This is a genomic window from Spiroplasma endosymbiont of Notiophilus biguttatus (genome assembly GCF_964030985.1).
Lineage (GTDB): Bacteria > Bacillota_I > Bacilli_A > Mycoplasmatales > VBWQ01 > Spiroplasma_E > Spiroplasma_E ixodetis_A.
Genome location: NZ_OZ034993.1, coordinates 686,540 through 707,600 on the forward strand (window position 1 = coordinate 686,540; position 21,061 = coordinate 707,600).

Consider the following 21,061-nt stretch of genomic DNA (forward strand, 5'->3'; position numbering starts at 1 on the left):
AAAATAAAACATGGAACAACAATTTTTAAAACCAAAATTTAGTTTAAACAGTGAAAATAGTGCTATTAATTACAGTGAATTTATTGTGAGTCAATTAGAACGTGGTTATGCAACAACTTTAGCTAATGCCTTAAGAAGAACATTATTATCTTCAGTACCAGGTATTTCTGTATATGCAATTAGAATAAGTGGTGTATCTCATGAATTTACTGCAGTTAAAGGTGTAATTGAAAATGTTTCTGAAATAATTTTAAATGTTAAGGACTTAGTTTTAGCTTTTGATGGTGATATTCAAAAGGACGAAAAAATTGCTAATTTAAAAATTAGTATTACTGGTGAACAAGATATTACTGCCGGAGATATTATTTGTCCAATTGATGTTAGAGTAGTTAATCCAGAATTAATTATTGCTCGAACAACTTCAAGAAATGTTCTTTTTGAAATGGAATTAATGGTAAAGAAATCTCGTGGTTATTCTTCATTTGAGGAAAATAAAAAAGAAATTGCTAATAGTTCAGGTATTATTGCTATTGATTCAAACTTTTCACCCGTTGAAAAAGTTGATTATAAAATTGAACCTGTAACTAAAACATTAAAAGGTATTGAATATGAAAAATTAATTCTTGGTGTACAAACTAATGGTTCAGTTAAAGCGGCATCAGCTATTGCAATGGCAGCTAAAATTTTAATGAGTCATATTGAATTTTTTGTTAATTTAGATGATAATGTTAAAAACTTTGAAGTTATTTCAATTACTAATGAGCAAGAAAATAATGATTTAAACAAAGCTTTAGAAGAATTGAATTTAACTGTTCGTTCATACAATTGTTTAAAACGAGATGGTTATAAAACTTTGGGTGATATTGTAAGTAAAAGTTTAGATGAAATTAAACAAATTAAACATTTAGGTTCAAAATCAATTAAAGAAATTGAAGATTGTGTATCAAAACATAATTTAGAGTTTTCTATTAAAAACTAAGAAGGAGGATAAGAAAAAATGTCATATATTAACGATATCGGAAGAAATAGTGCTAAAGTAGATGCTGAAATCCGTAATTTAGCAAGTGAATTAATTGTTCATGGAAAATTAGTTTTGTTAGAAAAAAGAGCAAAAAGATTACAAACATTTATTGAACCTTTAGTAACATTAGCTAAACGTGGTGATTTGCATTCAAGAAGAATGGCAATTGCTAAATTGCGTAAAATCACAACTAAAGAGCATCCAAAAGATGGTGTTATTCCAACATTATTTGGCAATATTGCTGAAAGATATAAAGACCGTAAAGGTGGATATACAAAGTTAATTAAAGTAGATAATAGAACTGGTGATAATGCACCAATGGTATTAATTACTTTTGTTTAATTAAAAATATTAAAGCAAGAAAATTTTTGGAAAGAGTAAAGCATTTTTATGTTTTCTCTTTTTTTATATGTTGACAATTTTAAATAAAATTGTATTTATTAACGGAATTTTACGTTTATTAATACAATTATTGATATGAAATGGCAACCCTTTTTAGGACTATTTTTTGGTAGACATTTTTTCTTGATATTTAATGGGAGTTAAGTAGTTTAAAGTGCTGTGGATTCTTATATTGTTATATCAATTGATATAATCAAATAATTCTAATTTTAACTGTATTAATGATGTAAATTTTTTGTCATTAATAAATTCAGTCTTGAAAGTTTTAAAAGTTGCTTCAGCAACAGCATTGTCATAAGGACAACCTTTTTTACTTAAAGAGCGGGTAATATTGAATGCTAATAAAAGTTTGTTAATAATTTTATTATTAAATTCGTTACCTCGATCGCTATGAAATATTTGCATATCTTTTAAACAGCGATTTGATTGCATAAATGCTTGATATACCAATGATGCATCTTTTTTAGTACCTACACTATGTCCAACAATTTCGCGGTTAAATAGGTCTATTAATAAGCAAATATAGTTTCATTTACCATTAACTTCAACATAACTAAGATCACTGACAATCACCTCATTTTTAATTCTATTATTAAAGTTTCTATTAACAATATTAGTGATTTGTTCATTATTTACTTTATTACGATGATTTTTAAATGATAATTTAGTGTATTTTGACATTAAATTATGTTTATCCATAATTTTTTTAATTTTTCTTCTTGATAAATAAATTTCTTGTTTTTCTAGTATGACTTTTAATCTTCTTGTTCCATAAACACATTTGTTTTCTTTAAAAGCACTAATAACAGCTTGATCATAAATATTATTTTTGATTTTATCTTCTTTTTTCTTTAAATTAAAATAATATGTTGATTTAGAAATTTTTAAAAAACGACACATTGGGCGAATCTTATATTTTCATTTATTATTTGCAATAATCTCTACTTTCTGCCTATTATTAGTGCTGCTTGCTTTAAAATATCATTTTCCATTCGTAATTGTTTTAATTCTTTATTCATTTGAATTAATTGTTTTTCTAAATCAGAAAGATTATCTTTAGTTTTAAAACTTCCCGAATTAGTAAATTGCTTAATTCATTTATATGCAACTGCTCTTGTAACATTGTACTCTTTAACAAGACAAGATACTGATTTGCCACTTTGATATAAAGCTACTATTTGTTTTTTAAATTCATCTGTATATGAAGTAATATTGGCCATAATTATATTTCCTTTCTTTTAACAAATATTGTTATTTGTCTACATAATTAGTGTCCAATAAATTGTAGCCGATCCAGTTTTTGAGCAATATTAAAAAGAGGTTTTATCGGCCAATTTCATTGAGTTTCAAAAAAATGACTCCAATCTTATTTAAATGAATTTTGTTTTAAATATAATAACCGTAAAGAAAAAATCACATTTAAAAATATCATAATTAAATTATTTATTAAGAATTAAGTGTTAACCAATAAGCGTAAAATTCCGAAATTTAATATTGCTGACATATATTTTTGTGATATTTTACTATAATCAACAGTTGGACTTCCTATAATTAATCCACTTTCTGGGTCTTTATATTTAAAATTACTTGACATATCAACATTATAATTACCAGAGATATTATTTATATTTCATTCACTATCTCAAAAGAATTTTGCTTCTCCTACTGATGTACCATTACTTAATCTTGCTTTATCTTTATCAAATGCTAACATACCTTTAAAATCTTTTGTTACAAATAAATTATCTTGAAAATTTAATGAAGTTTTTAATCATTCTGTAAAATTTTTAAAATTAGTAAATCCAGTAGGTTTTGCATCCATTATATTATAAAATGTAGTTTCTGCATGACTACTTGTTGTTATTTTATCATTTATTCCAGCAAGTAAACCACCATTATTTTTAACTTCTGTAGTAGAATGGTCATTATTACCAGCAATAAATAATCTTCTTGAAGCAAATACTTTACTTTCAAATATTTCTTCATTAGACTTACTGCATAACGTTTTTAAGTTTTAATGATAAATTATAAAATCCTGCAATTAAATTAAATCTTAAAAATATTCGTTTTCTGGCTTTTCTAAATTTATAACCAATAATCTTAAAACATTTTAAAAATGCAAAAACATGCTCAATTTTTCTACGAGTTTTATTAATAATCTTATTAAAGATTTTGGTTTTATTTGTTTTAGGATTATTTTTGCTAATTTTAATGGGTAAAAATGTATTAGCATGAATTTTTTGTAAACCTTGATAACCTTTATCTGCAAGAATTATAGTTTCTGGTAAAAACTTTAACTTTGAATTCTTAAAAGTTTTAAAATCATGATTTTTACCAATATCAGAAAAAATATTTAAAATTTCATTAGTATTTGCATTAATTACGGTTTGAAACTTAACAGTATGCATTCATTTTTTACCAGAAAATCAATCTTTTTGGTTATATTTTGGTCGTTCTGTTTCTACCTCTGTTACATCAATTATCAAAATTTTATTTTTTAATTCTTCTTTTTAAAAAAATATTTTTATTTGTTAAATTATTAAACTTATTATTCTTTATTAAAATATCTTCAATTGAACGAATATTTCGTAAAGCAGTAGTATCAACCATACCATACTCAGCACCAATACTATGATATGTACGATTTTCATATAAATATCTTAAACTCATTACTAGTCGATCTTCTATTGACATTTTATATGGCCTTCCACCAATAGTAGTTTTGAGTTTTTGATGTTCTAATAAAATATTTAAAATTTCGTTAAAAACGAGTTTATTAATACCCACTATTTTACGAAAATATTGATCAGATTTATCTTTTAATTCAAAATATGTCATAAAGTTTATCCTTAACTATTCAAATTTTATTTTAATAATAACAAAAAAATAAAAAGTTAACTAGTTATGCAGTAAGTCTATTATTTTGCTGTATAGGTTCTTGTCCTTGAATTATTGGTCTTCCATAATAATAACAACTTGTTAATAATTCTAATCCATAACTTTGTCTATGACTATATCTTACTCCTATATCACGCATTAAAGTACGATTTAACGTTACTTTTCCTTGTTGAATAGTAGGGAAAGCATAACCACTACCTGGTGAAGCATACTGTACAAAGTCAAGTGTATTTTGACCAGTAGAAACTACTCTATCATTTAAACTACTAAAAGTTAATACTTGCATACTAAATGCACCATTATAAGGACTATAATAATTTGTTACATTTGAAATATATAATAATTGTCTATCTTGATTTTTAGTACTATTACCACCAATATTTTCATTTTCATCATTAAATACTACAAAAAATTGTAAATAATCATCAATTGTAATATGTTCTTCAAACATAACTAAAGTATATTGTCTTTTAGTTTGTACTGTTTTAAATATTTGATTATTTGGTAAATTACTAAAATCAACTCCACTTGTATCATCAATTAAATAAGCATTTCAATAATCACCTATTTTATATTGTTTTGTATAAAATTCATCTTGACCACTAGGTTTATGAGTTATAGGATCAATTTTACCTTTATTTTTTTGATATATTTTTGTACTATTTTTTCAAATACATACAACTGGAGTAGTACCAGTTAATATTAATTCATATTGACCAAAATCACTTATTTTACTATTAATTGGTTTATAACCAGTTTCAGTTAAAGGAATTGCACCATTATTAATAATAAATGGAAATATTTTTCAATAACTACATCTTTTAATTAGCAATTGTTGTCTTTTTAATTGAAGATGTAGATGTTTCATTAATTGAATTTGTTGATGTATCATTTTCATTTTCTCCTAATAATTTTATTGTTTGTTTATCTTCATCAATTATTTCTTTATAATGTTTTTTTGCTTGTTGTTTTGTTACTTCATCTAATTCAGCAATAGCTTGTGTATATGACATTGTTCTATCTGCTAATCTTTGACTAATCATTTCTTGTTTTAATAATTGGTCAGTCATAGCAATAGGTAAAAATTTAAAACTATAAGGTCTATCACCTTTACCATTTCATAATTTTTCATAAATTAATAACATATCAAAAAATCTATAAAAATAATATGAATAATGACTTATTTTAGTTTCTGTAGTTTCCATATCATTTTTATTATTAAATAATGATTTAGTTTTATTTTCATAATTTACACCAGAAAATTCATTATAATCATATCCAGAACCATTTCAAATATCTTTACCTAAATCATCTTTATCTAAAATATAATTACTAGCTTTAAAATCACCTTGTATAACTTCCATACCACCAGCACCAGATTTATTATAGCCAGCAGTACCAACATTAACTACAATATTTTTTTTAGGATTATCAATAATTTTTCCATGTTCAATCATATTTTTAACAGTTTCATTATCAAATGCACCAAATAATGTTGTAACATTTAATTCTCTATCAACATTTCTTTGAGTATAAGATTTATGATAATATTCAATTAAATTTCAAACTGGATAAGTATCTGGATATGCATTTAATGTTGTTGAATTACCATAAAAATTAACTATTGGTAAATTTGTTATTTCTAATATTGGTAAATAATTTCAAGGATTTTTAATTTCATAACTATATTTTGGTATTAAATTAGGTTTTAATTTTGTATGTGCTGTTCCTAAAATAATTTCTTTTTCATTTTTATAAGTTTCAAATCTTATTTTTCCATTTTCAGCAATTACTCAAGTTAAAGTTGCACTATCTGCTTGTTCATTTATAAAAAAGAATTCTGCACATTGTTCTTCTTCATTATATTTAGCAACTCTACCAGCAAATGAATTAGGTAATACTTTTAAACTTGTACTATTATCTTTATAAATAATTGGCATTATATATACTTTTCCAAGTAAACTTTCTTGTATTCCAAATTTATATAATTTTTCAAATCATTTATCACTAATAATTTTATTAGTAAAATATTTTAAAATAATTTCTTTTTCACTATCAAATAATAAACCTTTACCTAATCATAATTTAGTTGATTTTTGAGCAATTCTCATAGGAATATCACTATATCATTCTCTTTTATTACAAGAAAGATATTCTAATGGATTATTCATTTTTATCACTCCTAAAATTTATTTTTATTAATTAATAATTCATTATCAATATTATTAATTAATCATTTCATTTTATGCATACAAGAATACATTCTTGCATCTCAACAATTATCATATAAATCAAGCATTTGTGGTTCATTATTTGAATTTTCTAATTTAGATTTTGCTAATCATTGCATTTTTGATAATTCTTCATGTGTATTAGGACATCTTTTTCAATTAATACTTAATATACCTTTAATCATACAAATAGTATCTCAATCAATTCTATCTCTTAAATACATTGTAGTTTTATCTACTGGAGTAAAATTTAATCAATTTATTTTTCTTTTTTCTACTTCTTTTTTAAGAATATCAATAACTGCTAGTCCACCACTACCATAATCAACATAACAAGTAAATCCAAATTTCATTGCTTGAAATTTAATACTTTCATCTAAATAATAATCAATAATATTATTAGCTAATTCATATGTATCTTTAAATTTCATAATAGCATTACTATGATAAAATTCACTTTCTTGATGTATTCTTCTACTTTTTTCATTTTCACCAATAAAACATAAAACAGCAACAGTAGGATGAGCTTGTGAACTTGTAGCAAAACCTAAATCTAAACCACCAACTATTTCATTAACATTAAAATCTAATTCAGTTTTAAGTTTATCTAAATATCTTGCAAATATAGAACCAGTTAAAACACTAGGTACACCATAATATCAACTTTGTGCTTTAATTGGATCTAATTCTTTTAATTCTTCTAAATCATTAATTTTATCTTGTTTTAAATTATGTTCATTTAATTTTCAATTTGAATAATGAAATAATTTAAACATTTTATTTTCTTCTATTGATTTAATTTGTTCATTATTACATTTCATAATTTCTAAATTAAAAGGTACACGTTCATTCATATAAGTAATAAAATATTGATAAATATTATCTGGATTACAACTTCTTATTTTAATAGTTTTTTTAGCATTACCTAATGCAAATGTTATTGCTTGAAATTCTTGTTGACTAAATTCATTTGCTTCTTCACATCATTCAATTGCTAAATCAAAACCTTTTATTTCACTTCTAGAAAGACCTTTTAAAGGTATTCTATCATTTGAATTACTATATACACCCATAACTCTAATAAATGATTTTGAACCTTTAAAACGAAAATCTGCTTGTTTATTTGGATATTTTAAATTAAAATCTTTATAATCAAAACCAATATTAATTAAAGCTTCATCAATTTCTTTAGTTAATTCATTAATATCTTTATTTAATTTTCTAAAACAATATATAGCAATTAATTTATTAACTTTAATTGAAATAGCAATTAATATTGCTAATTCTTCTGCAATACTATATGTTTTACTAGAATAACGACTTCCACTAAGATTATATTCACTATGAGTAAAATCACTTTTATTTAATAATCAATAACTAATTTCATGTAAATAAGTAAATTCTTTATTCATAATATTATTCCTGTAATTCTTCTAATTTTCATAAATTACCTTTACTTTCCCCTTTTAAAGAAAAAATAGTAACAGATTTTGCATGAGCTACTGATAAAACTAATATATTCTCATTATCATTAAAAACATCTACTCGTATACCAGCTATTCTATCATCAGTTATAATAAATTCTTTAATAGCATAAACTGGATTATATATACTTCAAGAATAATAAACTCTGTATCGTTTATTTTCTTGAAAATTATAAGTAATTTGTCAATTATCTCATTTATTATTTTCTCTTGTTCCTACATCTTTTCATTTTGGAATACTTGGACTTGGTGTTGGGTTTTCTTTTAAATTAATTTCTCATTCATTTTCTCTAATTTCATTTGTTAATAAAGTTTTTGAATCAATTTTTAAACGTTTAGTTCTTTTATTTAATTCATTAATTGCACTTATAATAGTTTTATAAAATGTTTCTAATTCTGGTATATTTTTATTTTTTAAAATTAGACTTACTGCATAACGTTTTTAAGTTTTAATGATAAATTATAAAATCCTGCAATTAAATTAAATCTTAAAAATATTCGTTTTCTGGCTTTTCTAAATTTATAACCAATAATCTTAAAACATTTTAAAAATGCAAAAACATGTTCAAGGCATCAGTCACTTAAGTTTACCAATTAATATTTTCAATCTGTAATATAATTAAAAATAATTAATACAGAAGGAGAAATTATGAATTATAAAGTTTATTCAAAAGAAACAAAATTAGCCGTTGTTAATGAGTATTTAGTTGATAAAAAACTAAAAATACATGAAATTCAAGTCAAATATAAATTATCAACTCCAGTATTAATTTATAATTGGGTTAAGCAATATCAAATTAAAGGTGAAAATGCATTCACCAAAATTTTTAAATCCCAAACTTCTCACAGGATCGATAAGAAAGATATTGAAATTAAACTATTAAACAAAGAAATTGATAAACTTAGAAAACAAGCTTTAAAAGATGAGGTTGAAAAAGAACTTTTAAAGGAGCAATTAGCCTGTGAAAAGAAATTAACAAGGGGAAAAAATAGTAAATTATTAAAATATAAGTGTTTTTTAATAGTAGAAAAATATAAGCAAAAAGGTCATCAATTAAATAAAATTATTGTTTACATAGCTATTAGCAAAACAGCATACTATTTATGAGTAAAAAAAGGTAAAAAGCAATATCAATCAAAAATTAATGATAATTTGATACAAGCAATAAACAAAATAGTTCTCATTAAAAATGAAAAAAAGTACATTAATATCACTAGTTTTGAAAAAGTAAGATTAGAGTTAAAAATAAAAAATAAAGGTCTTAAATGCAGTAAAACAAGCATAAAACAAATATTAAAAGATAATAATATTAAATTATTATTAGAACCTAAATCAACAAATAGAGTAGTAGAAAATAGTGATTTAAAAAATAATAAAGATTTATTAAAACGTAATTTTTCAAGTAATAACTTTCTTGAAAAAGTTGGTATGGATGGCACATGATTTAAAAATATAATTATTGGTGATAAAAAAACAAAATTATTAGTTGTTTTTGCTACTGATATGTACAGTAATTCAATTGTTGGCTGAAAAATAAACAAAAGTGAAAATGCCAAAACTGTGTTAAATGTGGTTAATCAAATAGAATTAGCGAGTGCTAAACAATGTAATTTTACGACTATTCAATCAGATTTAGGTTCTGCTAATACAAGCGAAATTGTTAGTAAAGTTTTTAATACAAGTACTAATCTAATTCACTCAAAAAGTCTATCAGGTTTTAAAGGTAATCAAGTTAGTGAATGTTTAAATCGTTGAATTAAAAGAGATTTTAAAATGATGTTTGGTAGCACTTTTGAAAGTATGGAAAGTTTTAATAAAATATTAGAAAAATTTGTTAGATATTGAAACAATGATAGAATAGTTATTAGATTGAAAATGCCTCCAAATCAATTTGTACAGATTTGAAGACAAGAAAGTAAACTTATCTAACCAATGCCCAATTTTTCTACGAGTTTTATTAATAATCTTATTAAAGATTTTGGTTTTATTTGTTTTAGGATTATTTTTGCTAATTTTAATGGGTAAAAATGTATTAGCATGAATTTTTTGTAAAACTTGATAACCTTTATCTGCAAGAATTATAGTTTCTGGTAAAAACTTTAACTTTGAATTCTTAAAAGTTTTAAAATCATGATTTTTACCAATATCAGAAAAAATATTTAAAATTTCATTAGTATTTGCATTAATTACGGTTTGAAACTTAACAGTATGCATTCATTTTTTACCAGAAAATCAATCTTTTTGGTTATATTTTGGTCGTTCTGTTTCTACCTCTGTTACATCAATTATCAAAATTTTATTTTTTAATTCTTCTTTTTAAAAAAATATTTTTATTTGTTAAATTATTAAACTTATTATTCTTTATTAAAATATCTTCAATTGAACGAATATTTCGTAAAGCAGTAGTATCAACCATACCATACTCAGCACCAATACTATGATATGTACGATTTTCATATAAATATCTTAAACTCATTACTAGTCGATCTTCTATTGACATTTTATATGGCCTTCCACCAATAGTAGTTTTGAGTTTTTGATGTTCTAATAAAATATTTAAAATTTCGTTAAAAACGAGTTTATTAATACCCACTATTTTACGAAAATATTGATCAGATTTATCTTTTAATTCAAAATATGTCATAAAGTTTATCCTTAACTATTCAAATTTTATTTTAATAATAACAAAAAAATAAAAAGTTAACTAGTTATGCAGTAAGTCTATTGTTACAATACCATCTGTATTTAAGTGAATTTTATTACCTAATTCTTTTGTATTTGTTCCATAAAATTCATTTTCATCAAAAAGACTATTTGCAAGATAAAAAGCATTAGTAAGTAATTCAATAAAATTTTCTTTTTGTTCTTTATCTTTAAATATTTTATTTTCTAAATCATTAATTTTATCTTGCTTTTTATCAATATTATTTTTATTTTCATTAATAGCACCATTAACAGTTTTACTAGTTGTATTTACATTTGGAATATCTAATTTATTAAATACTATTTCTGTATCTAATGAAATAGTATTATTTTCATTTTTAAATTGATTATTAAAAGTTAATTTATCTTGTTTTTTATCTAATAACTCATCAACATATTCTTTATTTGTTGCATCAGTTAAAAATGTAGGTGTTCCAACATCAATAATACGTTTATCATTTGCACTAATACCTTTAAAATCTTTTGGGAAAATAAAATTAGGATTATCTTTATCAACTTCTCATAATGAACTACCAATATCTGTTTTAATACCAGTAGCATCAATTCATACTTCAGTTCCAATTAAATTTTTAGGATTTTCTAAAGTTATTTTAGTTCTAGGGTCTTTAGATTTTAAATTTATACATTCAATATATCTCGTTAAAGGACTATCTTCTCCAAAATTACTATAAAAATTACTAAAAAAATCATTTCTTTTAGGTAAAACATCTAAATTAAAACCAGTAATATTTGGATATTCTTTAATTTTTCTTAAACAATTAAATACTTCTGGAACAATAAAATAAGGGTCATTAGGATTATTTTCACTATAAGTCATTCCACCTTGACTAATACTTGATTGACCACGAATATAATTACTATCTTTTGTTAATAAAAATCTAACATAATATGCAGTTGCAGTTTGAACAACATTAGTAAATTCTGTTAATATAGTTTCTGGTCATTTTTTACTAATTTCAAAACCACTTAAATAATCAATATTATTAGTTGCAATTGAAATAGCAAATCAAATTTCATTATCTGGTGTTGTAGTATCATCAAATTCTAATTTATTAAATCCTTTTCAATTTTTAAATTCTTCAATTGTAATAAACATTAATGGGTCTTTAATAGCCATAATAATTTACTCCTTAATGTAAAATAAAGGGTATTTAAACCCTTTAAATTTTAAATTTAGTTGCTTTTTTCTTATCTTTTTCTGATAATTCTTTCTTTTTAGATTTTTGTGCTAAAACAAAATTATCTACTTGTTCTTGTTCTACATTAAAACTATCAAGTAATTTAGCAGTAGATGTAGTTTCTAATTGTAAATGATTATTTAATTGTTTAATATTTGCTTTAATAAATTCTAATTCTTTATTATTTTTTAATTCTTTTGCTAAATTTGATTGTTTTGATTTTTTAATTGATTTACCAAATAATAGTAATACTAATGTAATAACTATTCCACTAGCAACTGCTCCACCTATTACTGATGATATTAATTCTGTTGATAAATTCATAATTTATTCCTCCAATTGAATTTTATTTGAATGTTGTTTACATAATTGACATTCTTTTTTATGTTTTCTAATATGTTTATATTGATATATTAAATAAGGACTTGTAATAATAATTGGTATTGTTATTAATATATATTTAATTAATTTTCCATAATTACCTAATTTAGTAATAATATTTAATCCAATATGACTAAACATAGGAAATAAAGTTAATATTAAATGATCAGGTCAAGTAAAATTATATTGATTAGTATAATTACCTATACCCATTTCTATTGGTATTTTAGGTATTAATCATGGTGTTATTGTAAAAAATAATGTTATTAACATACCAATAATATGACTTGTTATTTTTAAAATATTTGATATTAAAATTTTTATTTTATCAATATGAGTACTATTTTTATTAAATCAAATCTTATTTAATCTTTTATATTCTTTATTATCTTTACTTAATGGATTAATAGTATTTCATATACCAATTGGTTTAATTGGTTTATCTAATTCAATAATAATTACCACCTACTTTCATGTTTTATAAAAATTAGAATTTTGTTTAATTTTTATATATTTTCTTGTATGTAAAGAATTTTTTAATAATTGTTTTCTTTCATATCTTCATTGTGTACTTCCTATTTCATTTTTAGATAAAGTTTTACGGAATTTTACGTTTATTGGCAATAACTTATATACATTATTATTTCTGAAAACTATAATTAGATATTAGTAAAATAAAATCTAATTAAAGGTGATTGAAAATGAATATTTTAGACATAATAAATAAATTTCCAAACCAAGAATCTTGTATAAAATTTTTAGAAGAAATAAGATGAAATAACAAACCAAAATGTCTTTTTTGTTTTAGTGAAAAAGTTAACTCTGTTTTAAAAGAGTCGCGTTATAAATGCAAAAAATGTCATAAGTCTTTTAGTGTAACTGCTCAAACTATTTTTCATCATACACGTGTACCACTTCAAAAGTGATTTATTTTAATAGTATTAATGGCTAATGCTAAAAAAAGTTTATCATCATCTCAAGCTTCAAGAGACTTAAATTTACGTTTAGCAACTGTATGAAAAATGATGCATAAAATTAGAAAGGCAATGGCTAATGATGAGATTAAATTATTAGCAAAAATATTAGAGATGGATGAAACATATGTGGGTGGAAAACCGCGTAAATATAATGATGTTGATAATAAAAATAACTCATTACGTGGTAGAGGAACTAGTAAAGAGTGTGTTGTTGGCATTATTGAACGAAATGGTAATGTTAAATTATTTCATGCAAAAAATAAAAGTATTAAATCTGAAGATTTAATGAAAATAGTTAAAGAAAATGTTGATATTAACAATTCTATTCTTTTTACTGATGAATATCGTGGATATTATAAAATGAATAAAATTTTACCACATGAATAAGTTAATCACAAAAAATATTTTTCTTATAATGGTATTCATACAAATACAATAGAAAGTTTTTGAGCAATATTAAAAAGAGGTTTTATCGGCCAATTTCATTGAGTTTCAAAAAAATGACTCCAATCTTATTTAAATGAATTTTGTTTTAAATATAATAACCGTAAAGAAAAAATCACATTTAAAAATATCATAATTAAATTATTTATTAAGAATTAAGTGTTAACCAATAAGCGTAAAATTCCGAAGTTTTATATTCTTTTAATTTAAAAAAACCTTTTTCTAATCTATTAATAAAATTCATAGTTTTTTGAACATTAATATTATTTGGATAAATTACACTAATATCTTGTGAACCATAATATTTACCTTTTTTTGCTAATTCACTTTTAACATATTTTCTTAACTGACTTGGTAATCATTTTCTATTTCAAAATTTTCAAAATATTGTTCCAGCACCAGAACCATTTTTACCTTTAGCTTGTGTCATTAATATTCATATTTCTTGTGGAAATGCTGGATAAGTATATGGACCATATCATATTTGTCTTTTATCATTATCACTTTGAAATAATGTTGTTAAGGTTCCAATTTTTAAATTTTTATTATCAACAATAAATCTACCTTTTTTAAATCATGAACTTGATAATACTTCTCATGCATTATCTGGTATTTCTTCTTCATTTTCTTTCAATAAATTATCAAATTTATTTACATAATTTTTAACAGTTCTAATTTCTGTTGGCATAATAGATTTTTTAAAACTATTTACTGGATTTTTAAATTTATTAATTTCATTTTGTAATATTGATAATTCATTTGGTTTTAATATACTTGCTAATTTTTTAAGTATATTTGGATTAAAAACACTATATGGTTGATGTATTTCTTTTTCACTAATATTTTCACTATCAAATACTGCTTTTAATGATTGATTTTTATAATAAGTTTTTAGAGCATTTATTAATGCTAATTTAATATCATTAGTTGCTAAAGCATAATATATTCATTCAATAATTAAAGGTAACATTATAAACTCATGTGATTATAATCTCAAGTTAATGGTACTTCACTCATATTATCACTATCATAATATTGACTATTTGTTTCACTATTAATAGTAAAATTAGTTTCTTGTAATTCTTCATAATTATTAATTGTTTCAATAGGTAATAAATTATGAATAATTTCACTTGCTCCCGCTATTATAGTTGGAATAGCATAAGCATTATTAAAATCATTATTAATACCCATAGCAACACCACTTGATATTAAACAACCACCAGTAGCCATATTACAAATCTTTCTTATTGTTTCAAATTTATTAGGTATTAATTCAGTTAAACCACTAATAAGATTTGATATACCATAAGCATTTAATGAAATATAAGTATCCCAATCCATTAAATTATTAGGATTATTATTTACAGTCAATAATAAATCATCTGGAAATGGATTAACTGGTGTTGTACTAGTAGATGTTGTTGTATATATAGGTGTAGTACTAGTAATAGGAAAATGTGTTGTAGTAGGTTCAATAGGTTCAATTATAGTACTTATAAATTTACTATAATTTGCTAAACCAATAGTTCCTAAACCTAATAATATTTTTTTACTACTATTAATTACTTTTGTTTTATTACTTGGTCTTTGATTTAAGTTTCATATATCTAAACCTAATTTTTTACCAAATAATAATGAATTAATACTACCTAATACTGGATTACCTATAAGTTGACCATAATATGCTGATGTACCTATCATTGCAGATAATGGACTTATTGAAGAACGTATTATTTTTAATAAAGTATAATTATTCGATTGTATAGTCTCAGCATGTTCTGGCATGTTTATTTTCTCCTTTTAATAAATTAGTAGATTTTTCAATTTTAATTATTACTTTTCCTTGATAATTAATATTATCTCCAACACAAACAGCAAAATTATCATGTACATTACTTACTCTTATATAATTAGGATTTAATGTTGGAAATTCATAAAGTAATATTGCTAATATATCTTGTGAACTATTTAAATCTTCTGGTTTTGGTGAATTAATAATAATTTCATTTTTATAATTAAAATATTCATATATATTAGTCATAATTTAATTTTTCTTTTTTAATTTTGAAAATGTTATTTTTACTGTTCCATAATATTCTTTATTATCACCAGTCATAGTTGCACTTGTTGTTGTAATATCAGTATATGTTGCTTTTTTAGGATTAAATCCAACATTACCAACATTTATTATTGCTGTATCTAATTCATCACTAGTAGGATTATCACCAGTAATAGTAATTTTTCCTAAATCTTTATAATAAATAACATCTTCTAAATTTAATTTATTTATATCATCATATAAAGTTGATTGATAAGTTGCATTTTCATTTTTAGGATTAGTTAAAAAATCTTTTGCTCTTGCTTCTTTTATTTCTTCAACTGTAGGCATAGTTGGTCTAATTAAATACATTAAATTAGGCCTAATAGCACTTGGTAAAGCAAATAAACATTTACCAATAATTTTAATATTATCTGTATCATTATCTAATTTTTGTCTTATTTTAGTAAATGAAATAGGCATACCTCACATATATCTATTAACTACAAATCCATGTGTATTTAATAAACTATAATCTTTTTCTAAATGCATTGCTTTTTCAGTATCATGAATAAATTCTTGTTCTAAATAAAAACTTTCTCAAAATTCCATACCAGCAATTAAACTTGTATATCTTCTACCATATGCTAAAGTATCTGCTGAAATTTGACTATAATTTAAAACAGTAAATGCTTTTGATAAACCTAAATTACTATCAATTCCAGTTGCTCCCATTAAATCTTCTCTATTAGTTCCTACAGTAATATAATTTACTAATTTAATTAATTTATTATTTCTTGCTCAAATTTTATAATAAGCTTCTTTTGCTTGTTCTGCATTCATATTAATTAAATCTAATGGTAATACTAATGATTTAGCAATAGCATAATCTTGAATACCATTTAAAAATATTAATTCTAAATTTTCACCTAAATTTCTCATAAAACTTGCTGTTCAATTTGAAACAATTTGTACTGCAATATCTTTTGGTGCTTTCATAAATCTTTCAATATCAAATTCTGGAATTTCAAAATCAATTGTTAAATATTTATTAATTTCTAATTTAGTTGTATATACATCACCTTTTTGTCTTTTAGTACCTTGTTTTCAATCTCATGTTGAACCTCATAATACACGAACAGTTGCTCTATAAATTGCTATAGCAACTCCAGCCATTTCACCAATTTGAGAAGCACTACAAGTTCCACGCATAAACATGGTTGATTTTTCACTTGTTAATTCACCACGTACTTGTGCTTCAAGTACACTTAAAATAGCATTTTCTGTAGGATTATTACCTTTAATAAAAAATGCTTCAGGTATTTTTATTGCTCCCATAATAAAACTTCTTTCTATTTACTAATAGATTGAAAAGCTTCATTTCTAGTAATTTCAACTAAATCTTCTAATTCTTTTTGATTAGTCATTCCTTGTGTTGTTGCTTTATTTTTTAAATCTTGAGCAATTTTAAAATGGTCTAATGAATTATTATGTAATTGTAAAATTAAATCAGTAGGATTAATTGAATTATCTTGTTGTTTATTTTCTTGTTTAATAGGTTCTGATTTTTTATCAATTAAAAATTCTTTATAATCTTCATTTATTTTATTAAATGCTTCTTGTTTAGATAAAGATTTATAATTATCAGTACTCATTAAATTTTTAATTAAATTTACTTTTTTAGTATCTTTAATATTAGAAAATAATTGTTGCTCTTCAAAACTATTAATTTTATTTTCATATTCTTTTATTTTTGTTTCATATTCACTTAATTTAGGTTCAATATCTTTTTTACTTTCAGCATATACTACATTTCTATGTTGTTTTAGTAAACTTTTAACATCATCTAAACTATAATTTTCTTTTTCATCAAAAGTAAAATCACTCATACTTTTAATCTCCCTTTTAATAAAATTTAATAATTCACTTGGTTAATAGGTCACTTTTATATATGTTATTTAACATATTCACTTTATTTAATTATATCATTTTTATCCTTTAAAAGAAAGAAAAAAACCTATATTTATTATAGGTTTCTAATCATTATTTTCTATTTTTCTAGGTTCACAAATATTAATAATTATATTACTTTTTATACTATTATCTTCTTCATTAATATCAAATTCATTAGGATGAGATTTTAATCAATGTTGATAAATTAACTCTGGTTTTACTAATGCTTTTTCTAACATATGAGTGAAATAATACTACGTGCTTTATCATAACTTTTTAAAAAATTACGTTGTCATGGATTGCTTCTGCGTCGGCAATCAAATATAAATTTTCTATCAATTCCAAGTGCATTATTTAATCCTTGTGGTGTTAATGTTTTATTTTTTGTTCTTAAATAATTACTAATTGTAACATCATAATTTCCTAATTCTTTTCTTTTTGCTGGCATATTATCACCTTATTTAAATTATATATTTAATTATAACATCTTCTCAAAATCAAATCACAACAGTTTAATTTTAATAGTTTTATAATCAAATCATAAATTTAAGAAAGGATTTATATCATGCCTTGAATTAATGATAAATATGATTATGATACTTTTGATATTCAACATGCAAATCAAAAATTAGAAGATTATAATAAAGATTTATTAGATTATGATTATTATTGATATAAAAATAAACGTAAAATTCCGAAAATAAAAGTATTAAATCTGAAGATTTAATGAAAATAGTTAAAGAAAATGTTGATATTAACAATTCTATTCTTTTTACTGATGAATATCGTGGATATTATAAAATGAATAAAATTTTACCACATGAACAAGTTAATCACAAAAAATATTTTTCTTATAATGGTATTCATACAAATACAATAGAAAGTTTTTGAGCAATATTAAAAAGAGGTTTTATCGGCCAATTTCATTGAGTTTCAAAAAAATGACTCCAATCTTATTTAAATGAATTTTGTTTTAAATATAATAACCGTAAAGAAAAAATCACATTTAAAAATATCATAATTAAATTATTTATTAAGAATTAAGTGTTAACAAATAAGCGTAAAATTCCGAAAAAAATTAGTTAGAAAAGTTCGTATCAATAATCATCGAAAAGAAAAAACCAGTTTTTGTATAATTGATTCACAAAGTGTTAAAAATACAGATACTACTAAAAACAAAGGTTATGATGCTGGTAAAAAGATTTCAGGAATAAAACGTCATATTGCTGTTGATTCTCAAGGTTTACCACATGCAATTTACGTAACTACAGCAGAAAAAACAGATCATAATAGTGCCATAATAATAATTCAAAATGAAAAAGAAAATCTTTCTACAGTTCAAAAAATAATAGTAGATGCTGGTTATACTGGTGAAAAATTTGCTTCTGCAATCAAAACAATTATAAATGCGAATGTTGAAGTTGTAAAACGTAATGAATTACATTCTTTTGTAGTATTACCAAAAAGATGAGTTGTAGAGCGAAGTTTTGCTTGATTAGAAAAATGTAGAAGATTATGAAAAAATTGTGAAAGAAAATTAAATACTAGTTTACAAATGGTTGTTCTTTCCTTTATTTCAATTTTATTAAAAAGATTCTAAACAGATTCTAAAGAACTTTCAACACTTTGTAAAGCTAAATTAGTTGCTAATTCTCCTTCTTCACGACCCAAAGTTTTGTAATTTCTTCACTTAATAATGTAATAGAACCCAAAGAAATAAGTAGGTGCCATAATTAATCCAGTAACAAATACTCAATAGAATCCTGTTTCTTTACCAAGAATACTTGGTAATATTCCAAAGAAAGAAAAGTCAATAAATCCAGCAGCAAAACCTTGACCAACAACTATATTTAATAAATACGCCATCATAAAACTAATTCCTGCCATAAATGCATGGAAAACAAAACATAATGGTGCTACAAATAAGAATGAAAACAACAATGGTTCTGTAACTCCTGTTAAGAAAGAAGTTAAAGCAGCAGATCCTAAAATACCACCAACCATTTTTTTATTTTCTGGTCGTGCTAACATTCACATAGCAAGGGCTGCAAATGGATATCGATATTGCATATATGCAAATCGTCCAGTCATAAACATTGTTCCTAGTGTTTGATTCATGTGCCCTACTGCATTAGAAGCAAATTATCCAAAGAAAATATTGTACGCTCCAACAAAATGATCACCAGATTCATTAATTCAATTTCCACCAATTCCAGTATATCAGAAAGGTGCATATTGAACGTGATGCAATCCTGTTGGTATTAATAAACGTTCAGTAATTCCAAAAAACATTGCAATAAATGCTCCACCAACTGTCGGATGAAAATTATCACCAGTTAACAACTGTCCATCAGTAAGTTGACCTGTATTCATACCAGCTGCTAAGCCATTACCAATTTCTCTAAAAGCAATTAATAACATTGGTCAAATAAAGAAAAAAGCTAATCCCATTCCTATTCCAACAAAAACAGCTAAAATTGGCACAAAACGTTCACCACCAAAAAAAGCTAATACTCTTGGCATACGAATATTGTATGAATGATTATGAACACAATTAATACTAATCAACCAACAAGAATGCCACCTAAATGAAGTATCAAACGTAGGAAATAATCCTAAGACAGAAGAAAATAAACCAGAAGATTTACCACTCTCTGAATTGACAGCTGCACCCTTACTTAAATTTCATGGATCAAAACCCAACATTCCTGTTTTAGGATTTCAAAAAAAGATGCCACTAATAACTGAAGTCATAACAATAAAAGTAATAAATCCAGAAAGAGCAACTACACCTTTACTAGCTTTCGCAAAACCAAAGGCAATAGAAATAGCAAAAACAATGTTTCCAGCTGATTGCATAATTGAAAAAATATTAATAATACCAACAAGACTATCGTGATTAGGTAATTGCTTTAAAGCACTAGCAACTCCTCCACCAATTCCTAACAATAAACCAGCTATTGGTAATGTAGCTAATGGTAAAACAATGGCTCTTGATAAGTTTTGCATTTTGCCAAACATTTTGCCACCTAATTTATTGAAAGTTCCTTTAAAAGTAAAACTAGGATTTTTCTTATCCACAGGAGATGTTTGTTTCCTATGAAAAAATTTACTCATTTTCTCACCTCCATTCTATATTTTTCTATACAGATAAAAATATTATATATATAATAGTAAAAACAACATTAAAATAAATAAAAACAATTTTTTTACTACTATAATAGTAATTTCGAAGAAATTTTATAATCTATATAGGTATTATTAATAACTACTATAAATTTTAATAATATATTGTAATTAAAAAAATAAAAATAGTAAGTATTTTA

The 21,061-nt window shown here is 23.4% G+C and carries 26 protein-coding genes and 2 pseudogenes; 7 read left to right on the plus strand and 21 right to left on the minus strand.

From position 1 onward, the window contains the following. Positions 1 to 10 precede the first annotated feature (10 nt). Both AAHM85_RS04180 and rplQ read left to right on the plus strand, forming a co-directional pair. Positions 11 to 979, plus strand: a complete 969-nt coding sequence (locus AAHM85_RS04180) for a DNA-directed RNA polymerase subunit alpha (RefSeq protein WP_342261098.1) — start codon at positions 11 to 13, stop codon at positions 977 to 979. Between the two features lie 18 nt (positions 980 to 997). Then, positions 998 to 1,363, plus strand: coding sequence for a 50S ribosomal protein L17 (rplQ, locus tag AAHM85_RS04185; protein WP_252319218.1), 366 nt, complete (start codon positions 998 to 1,000; stop codon positions 1,361 to 1,363). Positions 1,364 to 1,522: 159 nt separating this feature from the next. On the opposite strand, the gene AAHM85_RS04190 is transcribed toward rplQ, so the two are convergent. The 8 genes from AAHM85_RS04190 to AAHM85_RS04225 all read right to left on the minus strand — a co-directional run bounded on the left by AAHM85_RS04190 (position 1,523) and on the right by AAHM85_RS04225 (position 8,630). Continuing rightward, positions 1,523 to 2,643, minus strand: a protein-coding gene (locus tag AAHM85_RS04190; protein WP_425289706.1) for an IS3 family transposase whose coding sequence is annotated in 2 segments (ribosomal slippage) — positions 1,523 to 2,400 and positions 2,400 to 2,643 — 1,122 coding nt in all. Because the reading frame shifts where the segments join, the coding sequence is not laid out codon by codon here. Between the two features lie 233 nt (positions 2,644 to 2,876). Next, positions 2,877 to 3,245, minus strand: coding sequence for a hypothetical protein (locus AAHM85_RS04195; RefSeq protein WP_342261099.1), 369 nt, complete (start codon positions 3,243 to 3,245; stop codon positions 2,877 to 2,879). 169 nt (positions 3,246 to 3,414) lie between these two features. Further along, positions 3,415 to 3,909, minus strand: a complete 495-nt coding sequence (locus AAHM85_RS04200) for a transposase family protein (protein ID WP_342260487.1) — start codon at positions 3,907 to 3,909, stop codon at positions 3,415 to 3,417. 4 nt (positions 3,910 to 3,913) lie between these two features. Continuing rightward, on the minus strand, positions 3,914 to 4,261 hold the full coding sequence (locus tag AAHM85_RS04205) for a transposase family protein (RefSeq protein ID WP_342260488.1): 348 nt from the start codon (positions 4,259 to 4,261) through the stop codon (positions 3,914 to 3,916). Between the two features lie 64 nt (positions 4,262 to 4,325). Beyond that, complete coding sequence (locus AAHM85_RS04210) at positions 4,326 to 5,213, minus strand: hypothetical protein (protein WP_342261100.1); 888 nt, start codon at positions 5,211 to 5,213, stop codon at positions 4,326 to 4,328. After that, positions 5,143 to 6,492 (minus strand): hypothetical protein, encoded by a 1,350-nt coding sequence (locus AAHM85_RS04215; RefSeq protein ID WP_342261101.1) that lies wholly within the window; start codon positions 6,490 to 6,492, stop codon positions 5,143 to 5,145. Before AAHM85_RS04215 ends, AAHM85_RS04210 begins: the two co-directional genes overlap by 71 nt. A gap of 11 nt (positions 6,493 to 6,503) precedes the next feature. Continuing rightward, positions 6,504 to 7,964, minus strand: coding sequence for a phage terminase large subunit (locus tag AAHM85_RS04220; protein WP_342261102.1), 1,461 nt, complete (start codon positions 7,962 to 7,964; stop codon positions 6,504 to 6,506). Between the two features lie 498 nt (positions 7,965 to 8,462). Beyond that, positions 8,463 to 8,630: a hypothetical protein gene (locus AAHM85_RS04225; RefSeq protein WP_342261712.1), complete on the minus strand. Its 168-nt coding sequence runs from the start codon at positions 8,628 to 8,630 to the stop codon at positions 8,463 to 8,465. A gap of 55 nt (positions 8,631 to 8,685) precedes the next feature. Here AAHM85_RS04225 and AAHM85_RS04230 point away from each other — a divergent pair, with 55 nt between their 5' ends. Beyond that, the gene (locus tag AAHM85_RS04230; RefSeq protein ID WP_342260894.1) at positions 8,686 to 9,966 is read left to right on the plus strand and encodes an IS3 family transposase; all 1,281 of its coding nucleotides are present in this window, start codon (positions 8,686 to 8,688) and stop codon (positions 9,964 to 9,966) included. Here the strand turns inward: AAHM85_RS04230 and AAHM85_RS04235 are convergent. From AAHM85_RS04235 to AAHM85_RS04255, 5 genes are read right to left on the minus strand one after another with little or no spacing between them, the layout of a single operon-like run. Then, on the minus strand, positions 9,859 to 10,329 hold the full coding sequence (locus AAHM85_RS04235) for a transposase family protein (RefSeq protein ID WP_342261103.1): 471 nt from the start codon (positions 10,327 to 10,329) through the stop codon (positions 9,859 to 9,861). The genes AAHM85_RS04230 and AAHM85_RS04235 overlap by 108 nt on opposite strands. A gap of 4 nt (positions 10,330 to 10,333) precedes the next feature. Beyond that, on the minus strand, positions 10,334 to 10,681 hold the full coding sequence (locus tag AAHM85_RS04240; RefSeq protein ID WP_342260488.1) for a transposase family protein: 348 nt from the start codon (positions 10,679 to 10,681) through the stop codon (positions 10,334 to 10,336). A gap of 60 nt (positions 10,682 to 10,741) precedes the next feature. Beyond that, positions 10,742 to 11,878 (minus strand): hypothetical protein, encoded by a 1,137-nt coding sequence (locus AAHM85_RS04245; RefSeq protein ID WP_342261104.1) that lies wholly within the window; start codon positions 11,876 to 11,878, stop codon positions 10,742 to 10,744. 43 nt (positions 11,879 to 11,921) lie between these two features. Beyond that, positions 11,922 to 12,263 carry a hypothetical protein gene (locus AAHM85_RS04250; protein ID WP_342261105.1) on the minus strand — a complete coding sequence of 114 codons (342 nt, stop codon included), beginning with the start codon at positions 12,261 to 12,263 and terminating at the stop codon, positions 11,922 to 11,924. A 3-nt stretch (positions 12,264 to 12,266) separates the two neighbouring features. Next, positions 12,267 to 12,785, minus strand: coding sequence for a hypothetical protein (locus AAHM85_RS04255; RefSeq protein ID WP_342261106.1), 519 nt, complete (start codon positions 12,783 to 12,785; stop codon positions 12,267 to 12,269). Between the two features lie 236 nt (positions 12,786 to 13,021). Between AAHM85_RS04255 and AAHM85_RS04260 the strand changes: the two genes are divergently transcribed. Further along, on the plus strand, positions 13,022 to 13,684 hold the full coding sequence (locus AAHM85_RS04260) for an IS1595 family transposase (protein WP_342260980.1): 663 nt from the start codon (positions 13,022 to 13,024) through the stop codon (positions 13,682 to 13,684). 205 nt (positions 13,685 to 13,889) lie between these two features. Here the strand turns inward: AAHM85_RS04260 and AAHM85_RS04265 are convergent, their stop codons facing one another. The 7 genes from AAHM85_RS04265 to AAHM85_RS04295 form a co-directional block, all read right to left on the minus strand. Next, positions 13,890 to 14,711: a hypothetical protein gene (locus tag AAHM85_RS04265; RefSeq protein ID WP_342261107.1), complete on the minus strand. Its 822-nt coding sequence runs from the start codon at positions 14,709 to 14,711 to the stop codon at positions 13,890 to 13,892. Then, positions 14,711 to 15,529: a hypothetical protein gene (locus AAHM85_RS04270; RefSeq protein ID WP_342261108.1), complete on the minus strand. Its 819-nt coding sequence runs from the start codon at positions 15,527 to 15,529 to the stop codon at positions 14,711 to 14,713. Before AAHM85_RS04270 ends, AAHM85_RS04265 begins: the two co-directional genes overlap by 1 nt. Next, positions 15,495 to 15,785, minus strand: a complete 291-nt coding sequence (locus AAHM85_RS04275) for a hypothetical protein (protein WP_342261109.1) — start codon at positions 15,783 to 15,785, stop codon at positions 15,495 to 15,497. The genes AAHM85_RS04270 and AAHM85_RS04275 overlap by 35 nt, the downstream gene beginning before the upstream one ends. Before the next feature lie 3 nt (positions 15,786 to 15,788). Continuing rightward, positions 15,789 to 17,120 carry a hypothetical protein gene (locus tag AAHM85_RS04280; protein WP_342261110.1) on the minus strand — a complete coding sequence of 444 codons (1,332 nt, stop codon included), beginning with the start codon at positions 17,118 to 17,120 and terminating at the stop codon, positions 15,789 to 15,791. Positions 17,121 to 17,134: 14 nt separating this feature from the next. Beyond that, positions 17,135 to 17,671, minus strand: coding sequence for a hypothetical protein (locus AAHM85_RS04285; protein ID WP_342261111.1), 537 nt, complete (start codon positions 17,669 to 17,671; stop codon positions 17,135 to 17,137). A gap of 147 nt (positions 17,672 to 17,818) precedes the next feature. Then, positions 17,819 to 17,974 carry a hypothetical protein gene (locus AAHM85_RS04290; protein WP_342261112.1) on the minus strand — a complete coding sequence of 52 codons (156 nt, stop codon included), beginning with the start codon at positions 17,972 to 17,974 and terminating at the stop codon, positions 17,819 to 17,821. Continuing rightward, positions 17,968 to 18,183 (minus strand): hypothetical protein, encoded by a 216-nt coding sequence (locus AAHM85_RS04295; protein ID WP_342261113.1) that lies wholly within the window; start codon positions 18,181 to 18,183, stop codon positions 17,968 to 17,970. Before AAHM85_RS04295 ends, AAHM85_RS04290 begins: the two co-directional genes overlap by 7 nt. Positions 18,184 to 18,300: 117 nt before the next feature. Here AAHM85_RS04295 and AAHM85_RS04300 point away from each other — a divergent pair, with 117 nt between their 5' ends. The 3 genes and pseudogenes from AAHM85_RS04300 to AAHM85_RS04310 form a co-directional block, all read left to right on the plus strand. Beyond that, positions 18,301 to 18,462, plus strand: a complete 162-nt coding sequence (locus tag AAHM85_RS04300) for a hypothetical protein (RefSeq protein WP_342261114.1) — start codon at positions 18,301 to 18,303, stop codon at positions 18,460 to 18,462. Continuing rightward, positions 18,462 to 18,779 (plus strand): IS1595 family transposase, encoded by a 318-nt coding sequence (locus AAHM85_RS04305; RefSeq protein ID WP_342260551.1) that lies wholly within the window; start codon positions 18,462 to 18,464, stop codon positions 18,777 to 18,779. Before AAHM85_RS04300 ends, AAHM85_RS04305 begins: the two co-directional genes overlap by 1 nt. A gap of 28 nt (positions 18,780 to 18,807) precedes the next feature. After that, positions 18,808 to 19,335: pseudogene (locus AAHM85_RS04310) on the plus strand (IS5 family transposase); the annotation flags it as partial. Here AAHM85_RS04310 and AAHM85_RS04315 read toward each other — a convergent pair. Then, a pseudogene (locus tag AAHM85_RS04315) lies at positions 19,332 to 20,852 on the minus strand (PTS transporter subunit EIIC). The pseudogenes AAHM85_RS04310 and AAHM85_RS04315 sit on opposite strands and share 4 nt — an antisense overlap. Between the last annotated feature and the right edge of the window lie 209 nt (positions 20,853 to 21,061).